This is a genomic window from Pseudomonas sp. KSR10, assembly GCF_022355455.1.
Taxonomy (GTDB): domain Bacteria; phylum Pseudomonadota; class Gammaproteobacteria; order Pseudomonadales; family Pseudomonadaceae; genus Stutzerimonas; species Stutzerimonas stutzeri_E.
On sequence record NZ_JAKOEN010000023.1, the window covers coordinates 196,295 to 212,871 of the forward strand.

19 protein-coding genes and 1 pseudogene are annotated in these 16,577 nt (G+C 60.2%); 7 read left to right on the forward strand and 13 right to left on the reverse strand.

Features of this window, described 5'->3' with window-relative positions; translation table 11 throughout:
• Positions 1–7: 7 nt before the first annotated feature.
• The 6 genes from MCB86_RS20550 (at position 8) to MCB86_RS20575 (ending at position 4,585) form a co-directional block, all read left to right on the forward strand.
• Positions 8–334, forward strand: a complete 327-nt coding sequence (locus MCB86_RS20550; protein WP_025241324.1) for a YbaB/EbfC family nucleoid-associated protein — start codon at positions 8–10, stop codon at positions 332–334.
• A gap of 133 nt (positions 335–467) precedes the next feature.
• Entirely contained in the window at positions 468–1,067 is a 600-nt protein-coding gene (recR, locus tag MCB86_RS20555) for a recombination mediator RecR (RefSeq protein ID WP_045161461.1), read from the forward strand.
• A gap of 197 nt (positions 1,068–1,264) precedes the next feature.
• The gene (locus tag MCB86_RS20560) at positions 1,265–2,254 is read left to right on the forward strand and encodes an ABC transporter substrate-binding protein (protein ID WP_045161462.1); all 990 of its coding nucleotides are present in this window, start codon (positions 1,265–1,267) and stop codon (positions 2,252–2,254) included.
• A 96-nt stretch (positions 2,255–2,350) separates the two neighbouring features.
• Positions 2,351–3,094 carry an ABC transporter ATP-binding protein gene (locus MCB86_RS20565; RefSeq protein ID WP_045161463.1) on the forward strand — a complete coding sequence of 248 codons (744 nt, stop codon included), beginning with the start codon at positions 2,351–2,353 and terminating at the stop codon, positions 3,092–3,094.
• Positions 3,094–3,867 carry an ABC transporter permease gene (locus tag MCB86_RS20570; RefSeq protein WP_239612027.1) on the forward strand — a complete coding sequence of 258 codons (774 nt, stop codon included), beginning with the start codon at positions 3,094–3,096 and terminating at the stop codon, positions 3,865–3,867. Before MCB86_RS20565 ends, MCB86_RS20570 begins: the two co-directional genes overlap by 1 nt.
• Before the next feature lie 10 nt (positions 3,868–3,877).
• Positions 3,878–4,585: a transporter substrate-binding domain-containing protein gene (locus tag MCB86_RS20575; protein WP_052679278.1), complete on the forward strand. Its 708-nt coding sequence runs from the start codon at positions 3,878–3,880 to the stop codon at positions 4,583–4,585.
• Between the two features lie 28 nt (positions 4,586–4,613).
• On the opposite strand, the gene MCB86_RS20580 is transcribed toward MCB86_RS20575, so the two are convergent.
• From MCB86_RS20580 to hemN, 4 genes are all read right to left on the reverse strand, one after another.
• A complete protein-coding gene (locus tag MCB86_RS20580; protein WP_052679288.1) occupies positions 4,614–5,207 on the reverse strand; it encodes an SCO family protein in 594 nt (197 codons plus the stop codon).
• Between the two features lie 26 nt (positions 5,208–5,233).
• The gene (locus tag MCB86_RS20585; RefSeq protein ID WP_045161465.1) at positions 5,234–5,782 is read right to left on the reverse strand and encodes an adenine phosphoribosyltransferase; all 549 of its coding nucleotides are present in this window, start codon (positions 5,780–5,782) and stop codon (positions 5,234–5,236) included.
• A gap of 10 nt (positions 5,783–5,792) precedes the next feature.
• Positions 5,793–6,527, reverse strand: a complete 735-nt coding sequence (fnr, locus tag MCB86_RS20590; protein ID WP_045161466.1) for a fumarate/nitrate reduction transcriptional regulator Fnr — start codon at positions 6,525–6,527, stop codon at positions 5,793–5,795.
• A gap of 95 nt (positions 6,528–6,622) precedes the next feature.
• Positions 6,623–8,005, reverse strand: a complete 1,383-nt coding sequence (gene hemN / locus MCB86_RS20595) for an oxygen-independent coproporphyrinogen III oxidase (protein ID WP_045161467.1) — start codon at positions 8,003–8,005, stop codon at positions 6,623–6,625.
• A gap of 192 nt (positions 8,006–8,197) precedes the next feature.
• Between hemN and nadE the strand changes: the two genes are divergently transcribed.
• Positions 8,198–9,025: an ammonia-dependent NAD(+) synthetase gene (gene nadE, locus MCB86_RS20600; RefSeq protein ID WP_045161468.1), complete on the forward strand. Its 828-nt coding sequence runs from the start codon at positions 8,198–8,200 to the stop codon at positions 9,023–9,025.
• A gap of 57 nt (positions 9,026–9,082) precedes the next feature.
• Here nadE and MCB86_RS20605 read toward each other — a convergent pair whose 3' ends face one another.
• The 9 genes and pseudogenes from MCB86_RS20605 to MCB86_RS20645 all read right to left on the reverse strand — a co-directional run.
• Positions 9,083–9,811 (reverse strand): sulfite exporter TauE/SafE family protein, encoded by a 729-nt coding sequence (locus tag MCB86_RS20605; RefSeq protein WP_045161469.1) that lies wholly within the window; start codon positions 9,809–9,811, stop codon positions 9,083–9,085.
• Positions 9,804–10,013 carry a cbb3-type cytochrome oxidase assembly protein CcoS gene (gene ccoS / locus MCB86_RS20610; RefSeq protein ID WP_239612028.1) on the reverse strand — a complete coding sequence of 70 codons (210 nt, stop codon included), beginning with the start codon at positions 10,011–10,013 and terminating at the stop codon, positions 9,804–9,806. The genes MCB86_RS20605 and ccoS overlap by 8 nt, the downstream gene beginning before the upstream one ends.
• Positions 10,014–10,062: 49 nt before the next feature.
• Entirely contained in the window at positions 10,063–12,507 is a 2,445-nt protein-coding gene (locus MCB86_RS20615; RefSeq protein ID WP_239612029.1) for a heavy metal translocating P-type ATPase, read from the reverse strand.
• Positions 12,508–12,514: 7 nt separating this feature from the next.
• Positions 12,515–13,018 carry a FixH family protein gene (locus MCB86_RS20620; protein WP_045161472.1) on the reverse strand — a complete coding sequence of 168 codons (504 nt, stop codon included), beginning with the start codon at positions 13,016–13,018 and terminating at the stop codon, positions 12,515–12,517.
• Between the two features lie 11 nt (positions 13,019–13,029).
• Positions 13,030–14,442, reverse strand: a complete 1,413-nt coding sequence (gene ccoG, locus MCB86_RS20625; RefSeq protein WP_239612030.1) for a cytochrome c oxidase accessory protein CcoG — start codon at positions 14,440–14,442, stop codon at positions 13,030–13,032.
• Between the two features lie 136 nt (positions 14,443–14,578).
• A complete protein-coding gene (ccoP, locus tag MCB86_RS20630; protein WP_045161474.1) occupies positions 14,579–15,496 on the reverse strand; it encodes a cytochrome-c oxidase, cbb3-type subunit III in 918 nt (305 codons plus the stop codon).
• Positions 15,497–15,679 (reverse strand): CcoQ/FixQ family Cbb3-type cytochrome c oxidase assembly chaperone, encoded by a 183-nt coding sequence (locus MCB86_RS20635; protein WP_045161475.1) that lies wholly within the window; start codon positions 15,677–15,679, stop codon positions 15,497–15,499.
• Between the two features lie 6 nt (positions 15,680–15,685).
• Complete coding sequence (gene ccoO / locus MCB86_RS20640; protein WP_045161476.1) at positions 15,686–16,297, reverse strand: cytochrome-c oxidase, cbb3-type subunit II; 612 nt, start codon at positions 16,295–16,297, stop codon at positions 15,686–15,688.
• A 12-nt stretch (positions 16,298–16,309) separates the two neighbouring features.
• Positions 16,310–16,577: pseudogene (locus MCB86_RS20645) on the reverse strand (cytochrome C oxidase Cbb3); the annotation flags it as partial.

The window sequence follows — 16,577 nt, forward strand, 5'->3', positions numbered from 1 at the left end:
AGATCCCATGATGAAAGGTGGCATGGCCGGCCTGATGAAGCAGGCGCAGCAGATGCAGGAAAAAATGCAGAAAATGCAAGAGGAGCTCGCCAACGCTGAGGTAACCGGTCAATCCGGTGCCGGCCTGGTGAGTGTCGTGATGAACGGTCGACACGACGTCAAGCGCGTCAGCCTGGACGACAGCCTGATGCAGGAAGACAAGGAAATTCTCGAAGACCTGATTGCCGCTGCGGTGAATGACGCGGTGCGCAAGATCGAGCAGAACAGCAAGGAAAAAATGGCGGGCATGACCGATGGCATGCAGTTGCCACCGGGCTTCAAAATGCCTTTCTGATCCAGCCCGGGTGTCGCTCTGACACCCGATCGGCGGACCATGCGAGCCGTGAAACCGCCAGGATCAGGCGGTCTTCACGGCTCGAGGCCCGGCCGTCCTGTCTCCTCGTATCATCCCCGCTCCGGTGAATTCCATGTCTTTCAGCCCGCTTATTCGTCAACTTATCGATGCGCTGCGCGTTCTGCCTGGTGTAGGGCAAAAAACCGCTCAGCGTATGGCACTGCAAATGCTTGAGCGTGACCGCAGCGGCGGGCTCCGATTGGCCCAGGCGTTGACTCGAGCGATGGAAGAGGTGGGCTATTGCCAGCAATGTCGTACGCTGAGCGAGGAGGCACTCTGTCCGCAGTGCGCCGACCCGCGGCGGGATGACTCACTGCTGTGTATCGTGCAAAGCCCGGTGGATGTGTTCGCCGTAGAACAGACAGGGTTTCGCGGCCGCTACTTCGTTCTCAAGGGGCATTTGTCCCCACTCGATGGCCTCGGCCCCGAAGCCATCGGCATTCCCGAACTCCTGGTGCGCGTGGCTGAAGGTAATTTCAGCGAGGCGATATTGGCAACCAACCCGACCGTAGAAGGCGAGGCCACTGCCCATTACATCGCGCAGTTACTGATCCCGAAGGGATTGACGCTCAGCCGTATTGCGCACGGTGTACCGCTGGGTGGCGAGCTCGATCTGGTCGATGGCGGCACCCTTGCTCACGCGTTGGCCGGGCGAAAGACCATCACGCTGTGATCATCGTGACGGAGAGCGGGCCGGGCCCAGCAGACATGAACTTATAACTCTGGGTTAGTGGCTTATGGCTGCTAAGTAGTGCCTACCCCAAAGAACTTCGTGTAAAGTTCTAAGCCAGAAATGCTTAATAACCAAAACTTATTACATGCTTGATTTTGGTTATATAGCTAATGATGCCTACGAACTTGAGGTCGATGATGAAGGCTAGACACTGGCTGGTTTCCGCATTGTTGCTGTTGAGCACCTTCGCGCACGCACAAGAAACGTTCAAGGTCGGCTATATCCGTGTCATGGATGATGCCCAGGCGATGGTTGCCTACGAAGGGGGGCTGTACAAGAAGCATGGCCTTGATGTCGAGCTGGTCGAGTTCAGCTCCGGTACCGATTTGATCAAGGCCATCATCGGTGGCCAGTTGGATACAGGGGTTCTCGGGTTCACCAATGCGGTTGCATGGGCCTCGAAGGGCGCTGATCTTAAAGTTGTTGGTGGTGCACAGCAGGGCTACCACTCGATCGTGGCGCGTGAAGGTAGTGGCATCGAGAAGATCAATGACCTGAAGGGCAAAATTCTCGCCTCTCAGAAAGAGGGCAGCACAGCCGACGCAGTCCTGCGCGGCGTGACGCTGAAAGCCGCCAACCTTGCTCCGAGTGAGGTGAACATCATGGGCACCAGCCCGGCGGTGGCGGTGCAGTCCCTTGTTTCAGGGCGTGCCGATGCAGCGTTCCTCTTCGAACCCTATGATCGCATCGCTCAACTCGTGGCTCCTGTGAAGCAGATCTACGAGATTGGCGAGGTCTGGCCATTTCCCTGCATGGTTGTAATCACTTCCGGCGAGACCTTGGAGAAGCGCAAGGAGGCGGTGTGGCAATCGCTGGACGCCCAGCGAGAGGCGATCGACATGCTGGAAAATCAGCCGGCCGAAGCGGCGAAGCTCATCGCTGACTACTTCATTGCCGAACCGACGCTCAAGACCCTCAATCGTGGTGACCTGCCTCGCGAAGTGGTCATTGAAGAAGCCATCGCCACTCAGACCTTTAGCGCCAAGCTGGGCAGCGAGGACCTGGAGCGTATCCAGGAACTGGCCGACATCCTTCAGGATCTCGGGTCGCTCAAGACCCGCGATGGTAAACCGTTCGACACCAGCGCCATCCTCGACCTTTCCTGGCAGCAAGCTCGCGAACTCTAAGGTCGGCAGCAGATCGTTCCATACACTGCCCGGCCTTAGTGCCGGGCAGTGTCATTCAAGCCCTTCAGTTGGGCAGTTTTTGAGGTCTTCAACGCGATGCAGCTCAGGTTTGAAGAAGTAGACAAGCATTTCGGGCAGCTCGAAGTCATCAAGGGCTTCAATGGTGAATTCGCTCAAGGCGAGCTGGTTGCCCTGGTAGGGCCTTCCGGTTGTGGCAAATCGACACTTCTACATCTGGTTGCCGGGCTGGAGAACCCCACGGCAGGGCGGGTGCTGGCCGATGGTAAGAAAATACCGGGCCCAAGCCCCCGACGGACTCTGGTGTTTCAGGAGCATGCGCTGTATCCCTGGCTCTCGTTGCAGGCCAACGTCGCCATGGCTCTGGAGTTGCAGGGGGTGGCCAAGACCGACGCGTTCGAGCAGGCAAAGGCCTGGCTCGCCCGAGTGAGTCTGGACGGGTTCGAACATTACTATCCGCATCAGGTTTCCGGCGGCATGCGCCAGCGCACCGCATTGGCTCGTGCTTTTATCGCCAAACCGGAAGTGCTGCTGCTGGATGAGCCCTTCGGCGCGCTCGATGCACTGACGCGCATGGCCTTGCAGGACGTGCTGCGTGAGCTGATCGATGAGCACCAACCCACCGTACTGCTGGTGACCCATGACGTTGACGAAGCACTGTACCTGGCCGACCACGTACTGGTGTTCAGCGCGCGTCCGGCACGGGTGCTGAAAACCTTCAATTTCACCCATTGCGAGAAGAGCCACGATCTGTCCGAATTCGCTGCCGAGCGGCGCGAGATACTTCGGTTGTTGGGTATCAAGACGGAGGTAGGGCACTGATGAGCCAGGGACGTCGTCTTAGCGGTCCGAAAAAATACTTTGCCGTTGTGCTGGCTGTTCTGTTCATTCTGCTGATCTGGCAGATCGCGGCCTGGAGCCTGCCGGCGTTTCTGATGCCGGGAATTCCGGTCGTTTTCGAGCGATTGCTTACCACGGTTCAAGAGCCTGTGTTCCGTGAGGGGCTATACGGCAGCATGAGTCGGCTGGGCAGTGGGTACAGCTTTGCATTGCTGTTCGGTATCGGGTTCGGTCTGGTGGGAGGTGTGCTGTTTTTCTTCCGCGAAATCCTGCGCTCGGCCATCGTGATTCTTCAATCGATTCCCTCGATCGCCTGGGTGCCGTTGTTTCTCATCGTGATGGGTTTCGGCAATCTACCCATCATCGTAGTGGTCGCCTTGGCGGCGTTCTTCCCTATGGCGTTGTCTGTGATGAATGCCACCGAAAGTGTGCAGCCAGTCCATGTTGCCGCCGCTCGGGTAATGGGGGCATCGCGCTGGCAATTGCTGCGACGGGTCTATCTGCCAGCGGTCATGCCGGAGCTGATCACTGGCGCGCAGCTGGCCTTCGGTAACGCGTGGCGAGCGCTGATCTCGGCGGAAATGCTGATCGGCTTTGGTCAGGGCCTAGGACGCTCGCTTGCCTATTCCGGCGAGATTGCCGATATGGCAGGGGTGATGATGAACATCCTGGTCATCGCCATTCTCGCGACCCTGATCGATCAGGTCGTGTTGGAGAAATTCAAGCAACGTATGCTGCGCTACCAGTACGTTTGAGAGGTGCGCCGTGAAGTCATGGCTGCTGTGGCTGATGCTCCTGTTGATGGTCCCTGTCAGCTCTTTTGCGGCGCCTTTGCACGCGCTACTGATTGGTGAATATCGACCGCTCAAGGCGACAGAAGCGGAGCCGGTGACCGATGGATTCGAGGCCTTATGGCTTGCTCGCTTGGGTGAGTTGCTGGGTAGCGATATCGCTCTGGTCGACCCAGGCGCGCGGGCCGATCTCAAGGTTGGAGCGACCGCCTCGGGCGCGGTCTACTACGCCAGCGAGCTTGCAGGGCTGACGGCAGCCGACACGGGACCTGCCAAATGGGCGGAGCTTGCTGGTAGGCCGTTTTGTGTCGCGGCGGGCAGCCCACATGCCAAGGTCGTTGCCTCTCGCTTCGGTGCTCATGCCCGCGCTTTTCCCAGCACTGCGCAAGCGCTGATCGGTTTGAAACTCGGTGAATGCCAGGCGGTGGTAGCTGATCGTCTATTGCTGCAGCAGATCGCCGCTCTTCCCGAATGGCGTCGCTATAACCGGCTGCTGCCCGGATTAGAAGAAGCCGTTTTGCCTTTGCGAGTCGAGGCGGATGACGTGACGCTGCAGCAGCGGATCGAGCAGGCCGTTTCATCCAACCGAGGAAGACAGATGCTGGCCGACGTCACTCAGCACTGGGTTGATGAGGTCGCCTTCCAGGCCTATGTATTGGCCGACACACTGGATTGCCACTAAGGTCTGCTGAGCGCCTGTTATCCCAAGATCACTCGGCTTCGATTACCTGCGACAGAGCTTGGCGCAGGCCATCCAGTTTAAGTGGGGTGCGAATGTACCCGCGCAGCTTGCCCTCGGGGCTGACAATCGCCAGGTTACCGCTGTGACTGACGCTGTAATCGCCCTCGGTATTCTCTGCGGGGATGAACGGGAGGCCCAGCGCCTTGGACAGTTCTTGCAGTTGCCTCATGTCGCCGGTCCAACCTTTGAATCCTGCTCGGTAATAGCCGAGATAGGTACGCAGCGCCTCGGGAGTGTCCCGGGCCGGATCGGCGCTGACCAATATCAATTGGAGCTGATCGCTGATAGAGGGCGGTAACTGGCCGAACAGGCGGCGCATGTCACTCAGCGTCGTAGGACAGATATCCGGACAAGCAGTGAACCCGAAAAACAACAGATGCCAGCGGCCGCGTAGCGAATCGGTCGCGACGGCCTGGCCGTGCTCGTCCACGAATTCCAGGTTCGGCAGCTGCCGTTCACGCGGAAGGAGCAACAGGTTCGCCTCATCGAGCAAGGCGTTGCGGTCGAGCCCAAAGGTAGCCGGACAGAAGGCCAGCAGACCCAGCAGCGCTCCGCTGCGGATGGTCGCAGCCGCCGTGCGAAACACGCCTAGCGCTCGTTCAGCTCGAATGCGGTCAGCGTGAACGTGGGGATGCCCATGTCCTGCAACTTGCGCGAGCCACCCAACTCAGGCAGGTCGATGATCGCAGCAGCTTCGTGAATATGAGCGCCCATGCGGCGAACCAGCTGAGCAGCGGCAACCAGCGTGCCGCCGGTTGCAATCAGGTCGTCCAGCAGTAGCACCGAATCACCTTCGCAGAGGCTGTCTGCATGCACTTCGAGGTAGGCTTCGCCGTATTCGGTGCGATAGGAGGCAGCCAGCACGTCGGCCGGGAGCTTGCCTTTCTTGCGGAATAGAATCAGCGGGCGGTTCAGCTCGTAGGCGATGATCGAGCCGATGATGAAGCCGCGGGCATCCAGCGCTCCGACATGGCTGAAATCACTTTCGACATAACGCTGGATCAGGCTGTCAGCCACCATGCGCAGGGCTTTGGGCGACTGCAATAGCGGGGTGATATCCCGAAATATCACGCCTGGTTTCGGAAAATCCGGGACCGGGCGTATCAGCGTCTTGATCGAGAACTCATCGAAAATCATACGGACCCCACTACGCGTCCATGTTTCCGCCCGCCAGGGCGCATAACCGAATGGAGTCAAGGATACGAACTTCCTTGCCTTCGGCTTCCAACAGGCCGTTCGCCTGACAGCGAGTGAACACGCGGGAGACGGTCTCTACCGCCAGCCCCAGGTAGCTGCCGATTTCGTTGCGAGACATGGGTAGACGGAACTGGTTGGCCGAAAAGCCACGCGCACTGAAGCGGGCCGACAAGTTGATCAGAAAGGTCGCGATGCGTTCATCGGCGGTTTTCTTCGACAGCAGCATCATCATCTGCTGATCATCGCGAATCTCACGGCTCATGATGCGCATCAGCTGGCGGCGCAGTTGAGGCAGCAGCACGCTGAGCTCATCGAGGCGATCGAAAGGAATTTCGCAGACCGAGGTCGTTTCAAGCGCTTGTGCGGATACCGGATAGGTTTCTGTATCCATGCCGGAAAGCCCGACCAGCTCGCTAGGCAAGTGGAAACCCGTGATCTGCTCTTCGCCGGCGTCCGTGACGCTGAACGTACGCAGGGCCCCGGAGCGAATGGCGAACACGGAACTGAACGCATCGCCCTGACGGAAAAGCATCTCACCTTTTTTGAGTGGACGCCCGCGCTTGACGATGTCATCCAGCGCCTCCATATCCTGCATGTTCAGAGAGAGCGGAAGGCACAGGCCGGAAAGACTGCAATCCTTGCAATGAGGTTGCGGCAGCTTGCGGGCCTTGATCGACTCGGACATTGGCGTTCCTGAAAAACCTTACGGGACGCGCAAGATTAACTCAGGCACGGGACATAGGCCAATTGGCACAAGGGTCGCAGGTCGGTTTTTAAGGATTAGATGGCTTGGGAAAGACGCGGAGCGGAGCGTACAGACAGGTAACGGTCGAACAGCATGCACACCGAGTGGGCCAATAGACGTCCGGTTGGCGGGATGACAATGGCGTCATCCTGCAGTTGAATGAGGCCATCGGCGGCCATCTGCTCCAGGGCTGGCCAGATCGTCTCGAAGTATGTCTTGAAGCCGATCCCATGGTCCCGCTCGATTTCTTCGAAGTGCAGCTCGAAATTGCACGCCAGTGCCTGAATCACCCGGCGTCTGATGTGATCGTCTTCATTGCAGCGCAGTCCGCGAACCGTTGCCAATTGACCCTGGTCCAGCGTCTGTTGGTAGAGGGTGATATCGCTGTTGTTCTGGCAGTACAGGTCACCAATCTGGCTGATCGCCGAAACGCCCAAGCCGATAAGATCGCAGTAGCCGTGGGTGGTATAGCCCTGAAAGCTGCGTTGCAGTTTGCCGTCTTCTTGGGCCATCGCCAGTTCGTCGTCAGGCAGGGCGAAATGATCCATGCCGATATAACGGTAACCGGAACGGGTCAGCCGTTCCGTGCTGTGTTGCAGCATCGCCAGCCTGTCCGCCGACGCCGGGATGTCTGCGGCGTCGATTCGTCTTTGTGTCATATACCGTTCAGGGGCATGCGCATAACTGGATACGGTTACGCGGTCCGGTTGCAGGGCAATGACAGCATCCACTGTTTGCGCGAAACGTTCCGGCTTCTGTAGCGGTAATCCATAGACGAGATCAATCTGTATCGTTCGGTATTGCAGGGTTCGAGCGGCCTCGATGATCGTCTGGGTCTGCTCGAACGTCTGCACTCGATTGATGGCCCGCTGCACCGCCGGATCCAGGTCCGGCAGGCCGATGCTGACGCGGTTGAATCCGAGCTCGCGTAATAGCCCGAGGGTCGGCCAGTCCGCATCACGCGGATCGATCTCGATGCCGAAGTCTGCGTGATCGTCGTCCTGCAGACTGAACTGCTTGCGCAGGTGCGCCATTAACTGTCGCAATTGCTCATGGCTTAAGAAGGTCGGTGTGCCGCCACCGAAAAATAACTGTTCGACCACCTGATCAGCGCCGAGGTGACAGGCGATCATCTCGATTTCCTTTTCCAGGCGCTGCAGATAAGAAGACGCTCGTCCGCTATCGTCGGTGATGACCTTGTTGCGCCGGCAGTGGTAGCAGACGCTGGCGCAGAACGGTAGATGAACGTATAGCGAAAGCGGCCGGCTGGCATGCCGGCTGCGACGCAGCGCGTGCAGCAGATCAAACGAACCCAGGCTGCCGCTGAACTGGAATGGCGACGGGTATGACGTATAGCGTGTCCCGGGCTGATCGTAACGATGGATCAGATCGGCATCCCAGCGAATGGCGTCGAACATCTTACGTTCTCGGTTGACTGCGGTGACGGGATTCTAGGATGCACGCCGCCACGCAGACTTGACCTGTATCAAGCGAGCTCGGACCGGCAGCGGACGCCGGACTGGTGGTGCGCAGGAGGAGATTTATTCGCTGGATTGTGGTCGATTAGTCAAACTAGGATCCCGAATCGTCCACTCGCACAGGAGAACTCCATGCACAGCCGCCAGCAAGAGATCGCTGCCGCCCTCAACGTTTGCTCGCCCTTCGACGGCCCTGCCGCTGTACAGGCTGAGATCGACCGGCGTGTCGCCTTCATACAGTCATGCCTGCGCGAGTCTGGCCTCAAGACGCTGGTTCTGGGAATCAGCGGTGGCGTCGATTCGACCACTGCCGGCATGCTCGCGCAGCGTGCGGTCGAAGGCATGCGTGCCGCTGGAGAAGGAGACGATTACCGCTTCATCGCCGTCCGCCTGCCGTATCAGGTTCAGCACGACGAAGACGAGGCGCAACTGGCGGTCGATGCGATCAAGCCGGACGAATGCCATACGGTGAACATCGGCGCCGCTGTGCAGGGATTGTCGCGAGCGACCGAGGCGCTGGAGGCGCTGACGCCCGAGAAGCGCGACTTCGTGCTGGGCAATACCAAGGCGCGGATGCGCATGGTGGCTCAGTACACTATTGCCAATGCACGCCAAGGCTTGGTCATCGGCACCGATCATGCGGCCGAAGCAGTGATGGGATTCTTTACCAAGTTCGGTGACGGTGCCTGTGATCTCACGCCCCTGGCTGGCTTGGTCAAACACCAGGTCAGAGAGCTGGCCGCCGCCTTAGGGGCGCCTGAGCAATTGGTGAAGAAAGTCCCTACGGCCGACCTGGAGGAGCTTTCGCCCGGCAAGCCGGACGAAGACGCGCATGGCGTGTCCTATCGGGATATCGATGCCTTTCTGCAGGGCCAGTCTGTGCCAGACGAGGCGGCTCGCATCATCGTCGACACCTACGACAAGACCGCGCACAAACGTCAGCTACCTAAAGAGCCCTGACGGATCGAGGCCAGGGGCACGCTTATCGGACATTGCCGGTATGCCCTGAGCGTGCCGCTAATGGTGAAGATGTGCGGGCGCCTGCTGTTGGGGCGCATGAGTGCCGTGGCCCATGAGCCATTCTTGATGTGGGCCTGGCAATGTCCACAGGCCGAACACAATCACCATGGTTCCGCCGAGCATGCGTACGCCGCGTTTGCGTAGCATGGCAGTTAGGCGATCGGCAGCCAGGCCGGTGGCCAGGAGCACGGGCCAGGTGCCGATACCGAATGCCAACATTAGCAGTGCACTGTCCAGTGCGTTGCCCTGGCTTGCTGCCCAGAGCAAGGTGCTATAGACCAACCCGCAAGGCAACCAACCCCAGAGGGCGCCCAGCAACAGTGCTCGCGGCAGGCTCCTGACCGGCATCAGCCGGCTGGCAAATGGCTGGATATGGCGCCACAGGCCCCGCCCCAGCGCTTCGATACGCGTCAGGCCGCTCCACCAGCCTGCCAGATACAGGCCCATGCTGATCATCAGGAGCGCGGCTACGACGCGCAGCGCCATGGCGGCAGGGCTGTTGGCGACCGCCCAGCCGGCCAGCCCGATGAGCAGACCGGCACTGGCGTAGCTGAGGATTCGACCCAGGTTATAGGCGACCAGCAGGCGCAGGCGTCTGCCCCTTTGCTCCGGTGGAATCGCCATGGTCAAAGCACCCATCAACCCGCCGCACATGCCCAGACAATGCCCTCCGCCGAGCAGGCCGAGGACCAGGGCAGACACTAGCAGTGGCAGCAGTTCAGCCACGATCGGTTTTCCCTTTGTCGCTGCCGCCATCCGCCTGCTCGACACCGGCGCGGTGCTTGGGATCTTCCTCATCGAACAGGATGCTATGAGCGGGGCCGTCCAGATCATCGTACTGACCGCTGTCGACTGCCCAGAAAAAGACCCAGATGGCCAAGGCGACCAGAACCACGGCGACGGGAATCAGAATGTAAAGTGCGGCCATATGAGCCTCCAGAGCGTTACGGCAAGGCAGGGCGGACCAAGCGAGGCTTTTATCCTACGCTAGCCAGGGCTGGCTGATGGTGGGCGGAAGGACTCGGCAGTCGGGTCAGCCGCAAGGCGTTCAGTACCACCAGCAGCGAGCTCGCCGACATACCCAGGGCTGCCCATAGCGGGGTAACCCAGCCGATGGCGGCAAATGGCAGAATCAGGCCGTTGTAAAGACTCGCCCAGGCCAGGTTTTCGATGATGATTCGACGGCTGCGACGGGCCACGGCGAATGCCTGCACCAAGCTGTCGAGACGGTTACTGAGCAGGACCGCGTCGGCGCTGGTCTTGGCCAGATCGGTCGCCGAACCCATGGCCACACTGATGTTCGCAGCCGCCAGCACCGGTGCGTCATTGACGCCGTCACCCAGCATCAACACGCGACGGCCTTCGGCTTGCAGCCGTTGCAGGTGGGTGAGCTTGTCGGTCGGGGTCATCCCGCCATGTGCTTCGGCGATGCCGAGCTGGCGAGCGACCTCATCCACCATCGGCGAGCTGTCACCGGATAGCAGGACGGTTTTCCAGCCACGACTTCTGCACGCATCCAGTAGTGCGGGCGCGTCCTTGCGCAGGCGATCCTGGAGTACCAGCCACGCCAGCGGTCCCTGCATGTCGCCCAGCAGCAGCCATTGGCCATGGTCGCCCGGAATAGCCGGGGCAGTACCGGCGTAGCCGGCGGCAACGAAGTCGGGCTGACCAATGCGCAGGACGCGTCCATCGACCGAGCCCTGCAGACCCAGCCCGGGGACGTTGTCCACTGCATCGGCTGCTTGCGGCGCTCGGCCGAACGCTTTGGCGATCGGATGCTCGGAGCGGTTCTCCAGCGCGGCAGCCAGCGCTAGGCAGGCGTCGCCATCCAGGTCGGCCAGGGGGCGAACCTCGCTCAGGGTCAGGCGCCCTTCGGTCAGGGTACCGGTCTTGTCGAAAATCACCGTGTCAATGTGATTGAGCCCCTCGAGCACGTGCCCGCGAGTGAGCAATAGGCCAAGCCGGTGCAGCGTTCCGGTCGCTGTGGTCAATGCCGTTGGGGTCGCCAGCGACAACGCGCAGGGGCAGGTGGCAACCAACAAGGCGAGAACGATCCAGAACGCGCGTTGCGGGTCTATCTGCCACCAGACGAAGCCGACTACGGCGGCGGTCAGCAGCACGATCAGCAGGAACCACTGTGCGACCCGGTCGGCCAGTTCGGCCAGTCGGGGTTTGTCCGACTGGGCGCGTTCGAGCAGAGTCACGATGGCGGACAGGCGGGTGCCGTCGCCCAGAGCACCCACCTCGATGATCAGGCCGCCCTCAACGTTGAGGGTGCCGGCGGTGACGGTGTCACCGGTGCCTCGTGCCTGTGGCAGATATTCCCCGGTGAGGACCGATTCGTCGATGCTCGATTGTCCATGGACGATACGACCATCGGCCGGGATCAATGCGCCAGGATGCACCAACACGCGATTGCCGAGCTGCAGCTCGCTGAGCAAAATGCGCGTCGTTTGGCCGTCTTCAGAGAGTTTCAGACAGGACGTCGGCAACAGGTTGACCAATTGCGCGGTCGCCGCGGCGGTGCGTTCCCTTGCACGGCGCTCCAGGAAGCGCCCGGCGAGCAGAAACAGCGCAAACATACCTACTGCGTCGAAATACAGATCGCCCTGGCCGGTCACGGTCGACCAGATGCCTGCGACGTAGGCGCCGCCGATGGCCAAGGAAACCGAGACATCCATGGTCAGATGGCGGGTGCGTAGATCCCGTAGCGCGCCCTTGAAGAAGTCGGTACAACAATAAAAAACGATAGGGGTGGTCAGCAGCAGGGCGGTCCAGCGAAGAATGCTGGCCATGCCTGGCGAGAGGTCGATGTTGAACTCTGGCCAAGTCGCCATGGTTGCCATCATGACCTGCATCCAGAGCAACCCGGTCACTCCCAGTTGACGCATGCTGCGACGGTTTTCCTGTGCGAGGCGCTCTGCCGCCTGGTCGGCCTGGTATGGATGCGCGGCGTAACCGATGCGTCGGAGCTCAGCGAGCAGCTCGCTGAGCGGCAGGGCGGCATCGCTCCAGCGGACCCGCAGGCGGTGATTGGACAGGTTCAGGCTGGCCTCGGCAATTCCGTCGAGTCCGCGTAGATGTTTCTCGATCAGCCAACCGCAGGCGGCACAGCTGATGCCTTCGATCATCAGGGAGGTGCTGGCCAGTTCGCCTTCGTGCTGCACGAATGGCTGCTGCACGTCCTTGCGATCATAGAGGGCCAACTCTTCGGCGAGTGCCTGTGGCAGAGCGTCGGGATTGATGGAGGCGTCGCTACGATGCAGGTAGTAGCTTTCCAGTCCGCCCTGAACTATCGCTTCTGCGACCGCCTGGCAGCCAGGACAACACAGCGCCCGCTGCTCGTTGAGCACGCGGGCGTGGAAGGCGCTGCCAGCAGGAACAGGAAGCCCGCAGTGGTAGCAGGGAGTAGGACTCGCCATCGACCGATCAGTGGCTCAGCTTGAGCGTTTGGCCGCTTACGATTTCCTTTTCCTCGAACAGGCGCCAGTCCTGGTCGCCCTCTCGGCCGAGTAGCTCGACGAAACGTCTACCGGTGACCGGCTCCTGCATTTGCCCCTGGTAGAAGCCATCACCCTGGGGCTGGAGCACAATGCGGCGATCGCGCTCGGGCTGAGTGGGGGAGATCAGATTGAGCACCAGTTGCTGCGGCCCGCTGTGACCGCTCAGTTGCACCTCGGCCAGCCCTCGCGCGTCGTTCAGGACGATATTCGCCTGCATTTGCAGGCGCTCGGCGAGCTTCTCGCGCTCCAGTGACTGGTTAATACCCTTGCCGGCATCGTAATAATTGTCCGAGACCAGGGTGTCGGAATTGCGGATCGCGATGGTCAACATCGAGGTGCCGAGGATGACCGAGAGCAGCAGGATGCCAATGACGAACCAGGCCCAGAACTGGGTATACCAACGGGTGTTTTCGAGGTCGGGATTGCTCATGTACTACCTGTTCAGCGAATGCTTGGGCCGATAAAACGGCTTTCTGCTTCGTCTTCGATTGCGGAGTCGTCTGCCGATCTGATGTGGAAGACGATGTCGTTGGTGCTCGATGGAAGTTGTTCCGGTGCGACCGAGAGCTCCACCGGAACGGTGACCAGCTCACCGGCCTCGGCACGGATTTCGCGACGCCCCTCGTATTGCAGGCCATCAAGACCGGTGGCCTCGATGATGAATGTCTGCTCGTTCTGCGCCTTGTTCATGACCTTCAGCGTATAGACGTTCTCGATTCTGCCTTGCTCGTTCTCGCGATACAGCACCCGATCCTTGAGCACATCGAGCTTGACCAGGGAGCGATCGCTCACCGCGTAGCCGAACACGCTCATCATCGCGATCAGCGCGACGGCGTAACCGATCAGGCGTGGCCGCACGAGGTGGGTCGTCTGTCCGGACAGGTTGTGTTCGGTGGTATAGCTGATCAGCCCGCGCGGGTAGTTCATCTTGTCCATGATAGTGTCGCAAGCGTCGATACAGGCCGCGCAGCCGATACATTCGATCTGCAGACCGTCACGAATGTCGATGCCGGTGGGGCAGACCTGGACGCACATGGTGCAGTCGATGCAGTCGCCGAGGCCCATGGCCTTGTAGTCGGCGTCCTTCTTGCGGGGTCCACGGCGCTCGCCGCGGCGCGGATCGTAGGAGACGATCAGGGTGTCCTTGTCGAACATCACGCTCTGGAAGCGCGCGTAGGGGCACATGTAGATGCACACCTGCTCGCGCAGATAGCCGGCGTTGCCATAGGTCGCCAGAGTGAAGAAGCCCACCCAGAATGCCGCCCAGCCGCCAACCTGAAGTGTGAACAGATCCGGCACCAGTTCGCGGATTGGCGTGAAGTAACCGACGAACGTGATGGCAGTGGCCAGCGACACGGCCAGCCAGATGGCATGCTTGCCGATCTTGCGGGTGAGCTTGTTGGCACTCATCGGCGCTTTATCGAGCTTCATGCGCTGATTGCGATCACCCTCGGTGACCTTTTCCGCCCACATGAACACCCAGGTGAACACGCTTTGCGGGCAGGTGTAACCGCACCAGACGCGACCGGCGAATACGGTGATGAAGAACAGGCCGAAGGCACAAATGATCAATAGCGCGGAGAGCAGGATAAAGTCCTGCGGCCAGAACGTTGCGCCGAAGATGTAGAACTTGCGCTCGGGCAAATCCCAAAAGACCGCCTGACGCCCGTTCCAGGTCAGCCACACGGTTCCGAAATAGAGAATGAACAGCAGCGCGCCGCCGACGAGTCGCAGATTGCGAAACAGGCCGGTGAAGGAGCGGGTGTAGATTTTTTCGCGAGCAGCGTAAAGGTCGGAAGACGAGGCGACCTTGGCAGGAGGGGTTACATCATGAACGGGGATTTGCTCGGACATCGAATACGTACCACGGCGGAGGGTGAGTGTCCCGGTCGATACGTGCCGGCCGGGATCTTTTGCTTACCTGCTGCGAATGGTACGCCTCGATTGTTGATATCAGGTGCGACCGTCGGTCGCGCCTGAATCAGTCGGATCAGTTCTCCGACTTCTGCGAGAGGCTGTACACATAAGCGGCCAGCAGGTGCACTTTGTCGTTGCCAAGGTGTTCTTGCTGGGCTGGCATGCGCCCGTTTCGACCGTAGCGAAGCGTCTGCTGAATCTGTCCGAAGCTCGAGCCGTACAGCCAGATATTGTCGGTCAGATCGGGCGCGCCCATTGCCTGAGTGCCTTTGCCTTCAGGGCCATGACAAGCTACACAGTTCGTCGCGAAGATTTTTTGACCCTGCTCAATATCGGCGCTGATGCCCTCGGGAACGTCACGGCCGGACAGGCTCCGAACGTAACCGGCAACGTTGCGAATGCCTTCCTCGCCCAGCACATCGCGCCAGGCCGGCATGGCTGCCTGACGGCCTTCCATGATGGTGGTTTTGATGGTTTCAGGCGCGCCACCATACAGCCAGTCGTTATCGGTCAGGTTGGGGAAGCCATAGGCGCCTTTGGCGTCAGAGCCGTGGCAGACGGAGCAGTTGGAGGCGAACAGTCGTCCCCCCATTTTCAGGGCCTGCGGGTCCTGGGCAACTTCTTCGACCGGCATCGCCGCGAACTTGGCGTACAGCGGACCGTATTGCTCGTTGGCCTTGTCCACTTCGCGCTGCCATTCCTTGACTTGGGTCCAGCCGCCCTCATAGCCGGGCAGGAGACCTTTCCAGTTGCCGAGGCCCGGGTACAGGGCGAGATAGCCAAGGGCGAAGATCACGGTGGCGACGAACAGCATGAACCACCAGCGTGGGAGCGGATTGTCATACTCCTCAATGCCATCGTAGGAATGGCCAACGGTTTCTTCGGTACTGTCGTGGCGTTGTCCCTTGCGAGTCGCGAGCAGCAGCCAGACCAGTGCGGCAATGGTCCCCAGGCTCAACAGGGTGATGTACCAACTCCAAAACGTGGTCATTTATTTCTTACTCCTGGAAGCTTCTTCATCACGCTTCTTGGTGTCGGGCTCATCTGCGAAGGGCAGGTTGGCGGCTTCATCGAAGCTTTTCTTGCGCTTGCTGCTGTAGGCCCATAGCACGACGCCAACGAAGGCGACGAAAACCAGAACGGTGCCCAGACCGCGGAGAGTCCCGATATCCATCGTGCGTTACCGTTTGTTGGTGAGTGCAGTGCCAAGTACTTGCAGGTAGGCGACCAGGGCATCCATTTCGGTTTTGCCCTTGACCGCGTCCTTCGCACCGGCGATGTCTTCTTCGGTGTAAGGCACGCCTACGCTGCGCAAGGCTTCCATCTTCTTGGCGGTGTCCTTGCCGTCGAGGCTGTGCTCGACTAGCCAGGGGTAAGAAGGCATCTTCGATTCAGGCACAACGTTGCGCGGGTTGTAGAGATGCGCGCGGTGCCAATCGTCGGAGTAACGGCCGCCGACGCGGGCCAGGTCCGGACCGGTGCGCTTGGAGCCCCACAGGAACGGATGGTCGTAGACGCTTTCGCCCGCGACGGAGTAGTGGCCGTAGCGCTCGGTCTCGGCGCGGAACGGACGGACCATCTGCGAATGGCAGCCAACGCAGCCTTCGCGGATATACAGGTCACGACCTTCCAGCTGCAGCGCGGTGTAGGGCTTCATGCCTTCCACCGGCTCGTTGACCACGTCCTGGAAGAACAGCGGGACGATCTGGGTCAGACCGCCGATGCTCACCGCCAGGACCATGAACAGGGTCAGCAGACCGACGTTCTTTTCAAGTATTTCGTGATTCTTCATTTATTCGTTCCCTCAGGCGATCTGCGCGGCGGCTTCGAGTTCAGCCGGCTTGGCGGCACGCACGGTGCGCCAGGTGTTGTAGGCCATCAGCAGCATGCCGGAGAGGAAGAATGCACCGCCCAATGCGCGAACCATGAAGCCAGGATGGCTGGCCTCCAACGCTTCGACGAAGGAATAGGTCAGGGTGCCGTCTTCGTTGATCGCACGCCACATCAGGCCCTGGGTAATGCCGTTGACCCACATCGAGGCGATGTAGAGCACGGTGCCGATGGTGGCCAGC

What these genes read in the sequence shown, in the direction of transcription:
- hemN (WP_045161467.1), bottom strand. Translation starts at nt 8,005, where the DNA reads ATGTTCGACGCCATTCGCTGGGATGCCGATCTGATCCATCGTTACGAT.
- MCB86_RS20635 (WP_045161475.1), bottom strand. Translation starts at nt 15,679, where the DNA reads ATGGATATCGGGACTCTCCGCGGTCTGGGCACCGTTCTGGTTTTCGTC.
- MCB86_RS20620 (WP_045161472.1), bottom strand. Translation starts at nt 13,018, where the DNA reads ATGAGCAATCCCGACCTCGAAAACACCCGTTGGTATACCCAGTTCTGG.
- MCB86_RS20565 (WP_045161463.1), top strand. Translation starts at nt 2,351, where the DNA reads ATGCAGCTCAGGTTTGAAGAAGTAGACAAGCATTTCGGGCAGCTCGAA.
- ccoG (WP_239612030.1), bottom strand. Translation starts at nt 14,442, where the DNA reads ATGTCCGAGCAAATCCCCGTTCATGATGTAACCCCTCCTGCCAAGGTC.
- recR (WP_045161461.1), top strand. Translation starts at nt 468, where the DNA reads ATGTCTTTCAGCCCGCTTATTCGTCAACTTATCGATGCGCTGCGCGTT.
- MCB86_RS20615 (WP_239612029.1), bottom strand. Translation starts at nt 12,507, where the DNA reads ATGGCGAGTCCTACTCCCTGCTACCACTGCGGGCTTCCTGTTCCTGCT.
- ccoP (WP_045161474.1), bottom strand. Translation starts at nt 15,496, where the DNA reads ATGACCACGTTTTGGAGTTGGTACATCACCCTGTTGAGCCTGGGGACC.
- fnr (WP_045161466.1), bottom strand. Translation starts at nt 6,527, where the DNA reads ATGTCCGAGTCGATCAAGGCCCGCAAGCTGCCGCAACCTCATTGCAAG.
- ccoS (WP_239612028.1), bottom strand. Translation starts at nt 10,013, where the DNA reads ATGGCCGCACTTTACATTCTGATTCCCGTCGCCGTGGTTCTGGTCGCC.
- MCB86_RS20570 (WP_239612027.1), top strand. Translation starts at nt 3,094, where the DNA reads ATGAGCCAGGGACGTCGTCTTAGCGGTCCGAAAAAATACTTTGCCGTT.
- MCB86_RS20560 (WP_045161462.1), top strand. Translation starts at nt 1,265, where the DNA reads ATGAAGGCTAGACACTGGCTGGTTTCCGCATTGTTGCTGTTGAGCACC.
- MCB86_RS20585 (WP_045161465.1), bottom strand. Translation starts at nt 5,782, where the DNA reads ATGATTTTCGATGAGTTCTCGATCAAGACGCTGATACGCCCGGTCCCG.
- MCB86_RS20550 (WP_025241324.1), top strand. Translation starts at nt 8, where the DNA reads ATGATGAAAGGTGGCATGGCCGGCCTGATGAAGCAGGCGCAGCAGATG.
- ccoO (WP_045161476.1), bottom strand. Translation starts at nt 16,297, where the DNA reads ATGAAGAATCACGAAATACTTGAAAAGAACGTCGGTCTGCTGACCCTG.
- nadE (WP_045161468.1), top strand. Translation starts at nt 8,198, where the DNA reads ATGCACAGCCGCCAGCAAGAGATCGCTGCCGCCCTCAACGTTTGCTCG.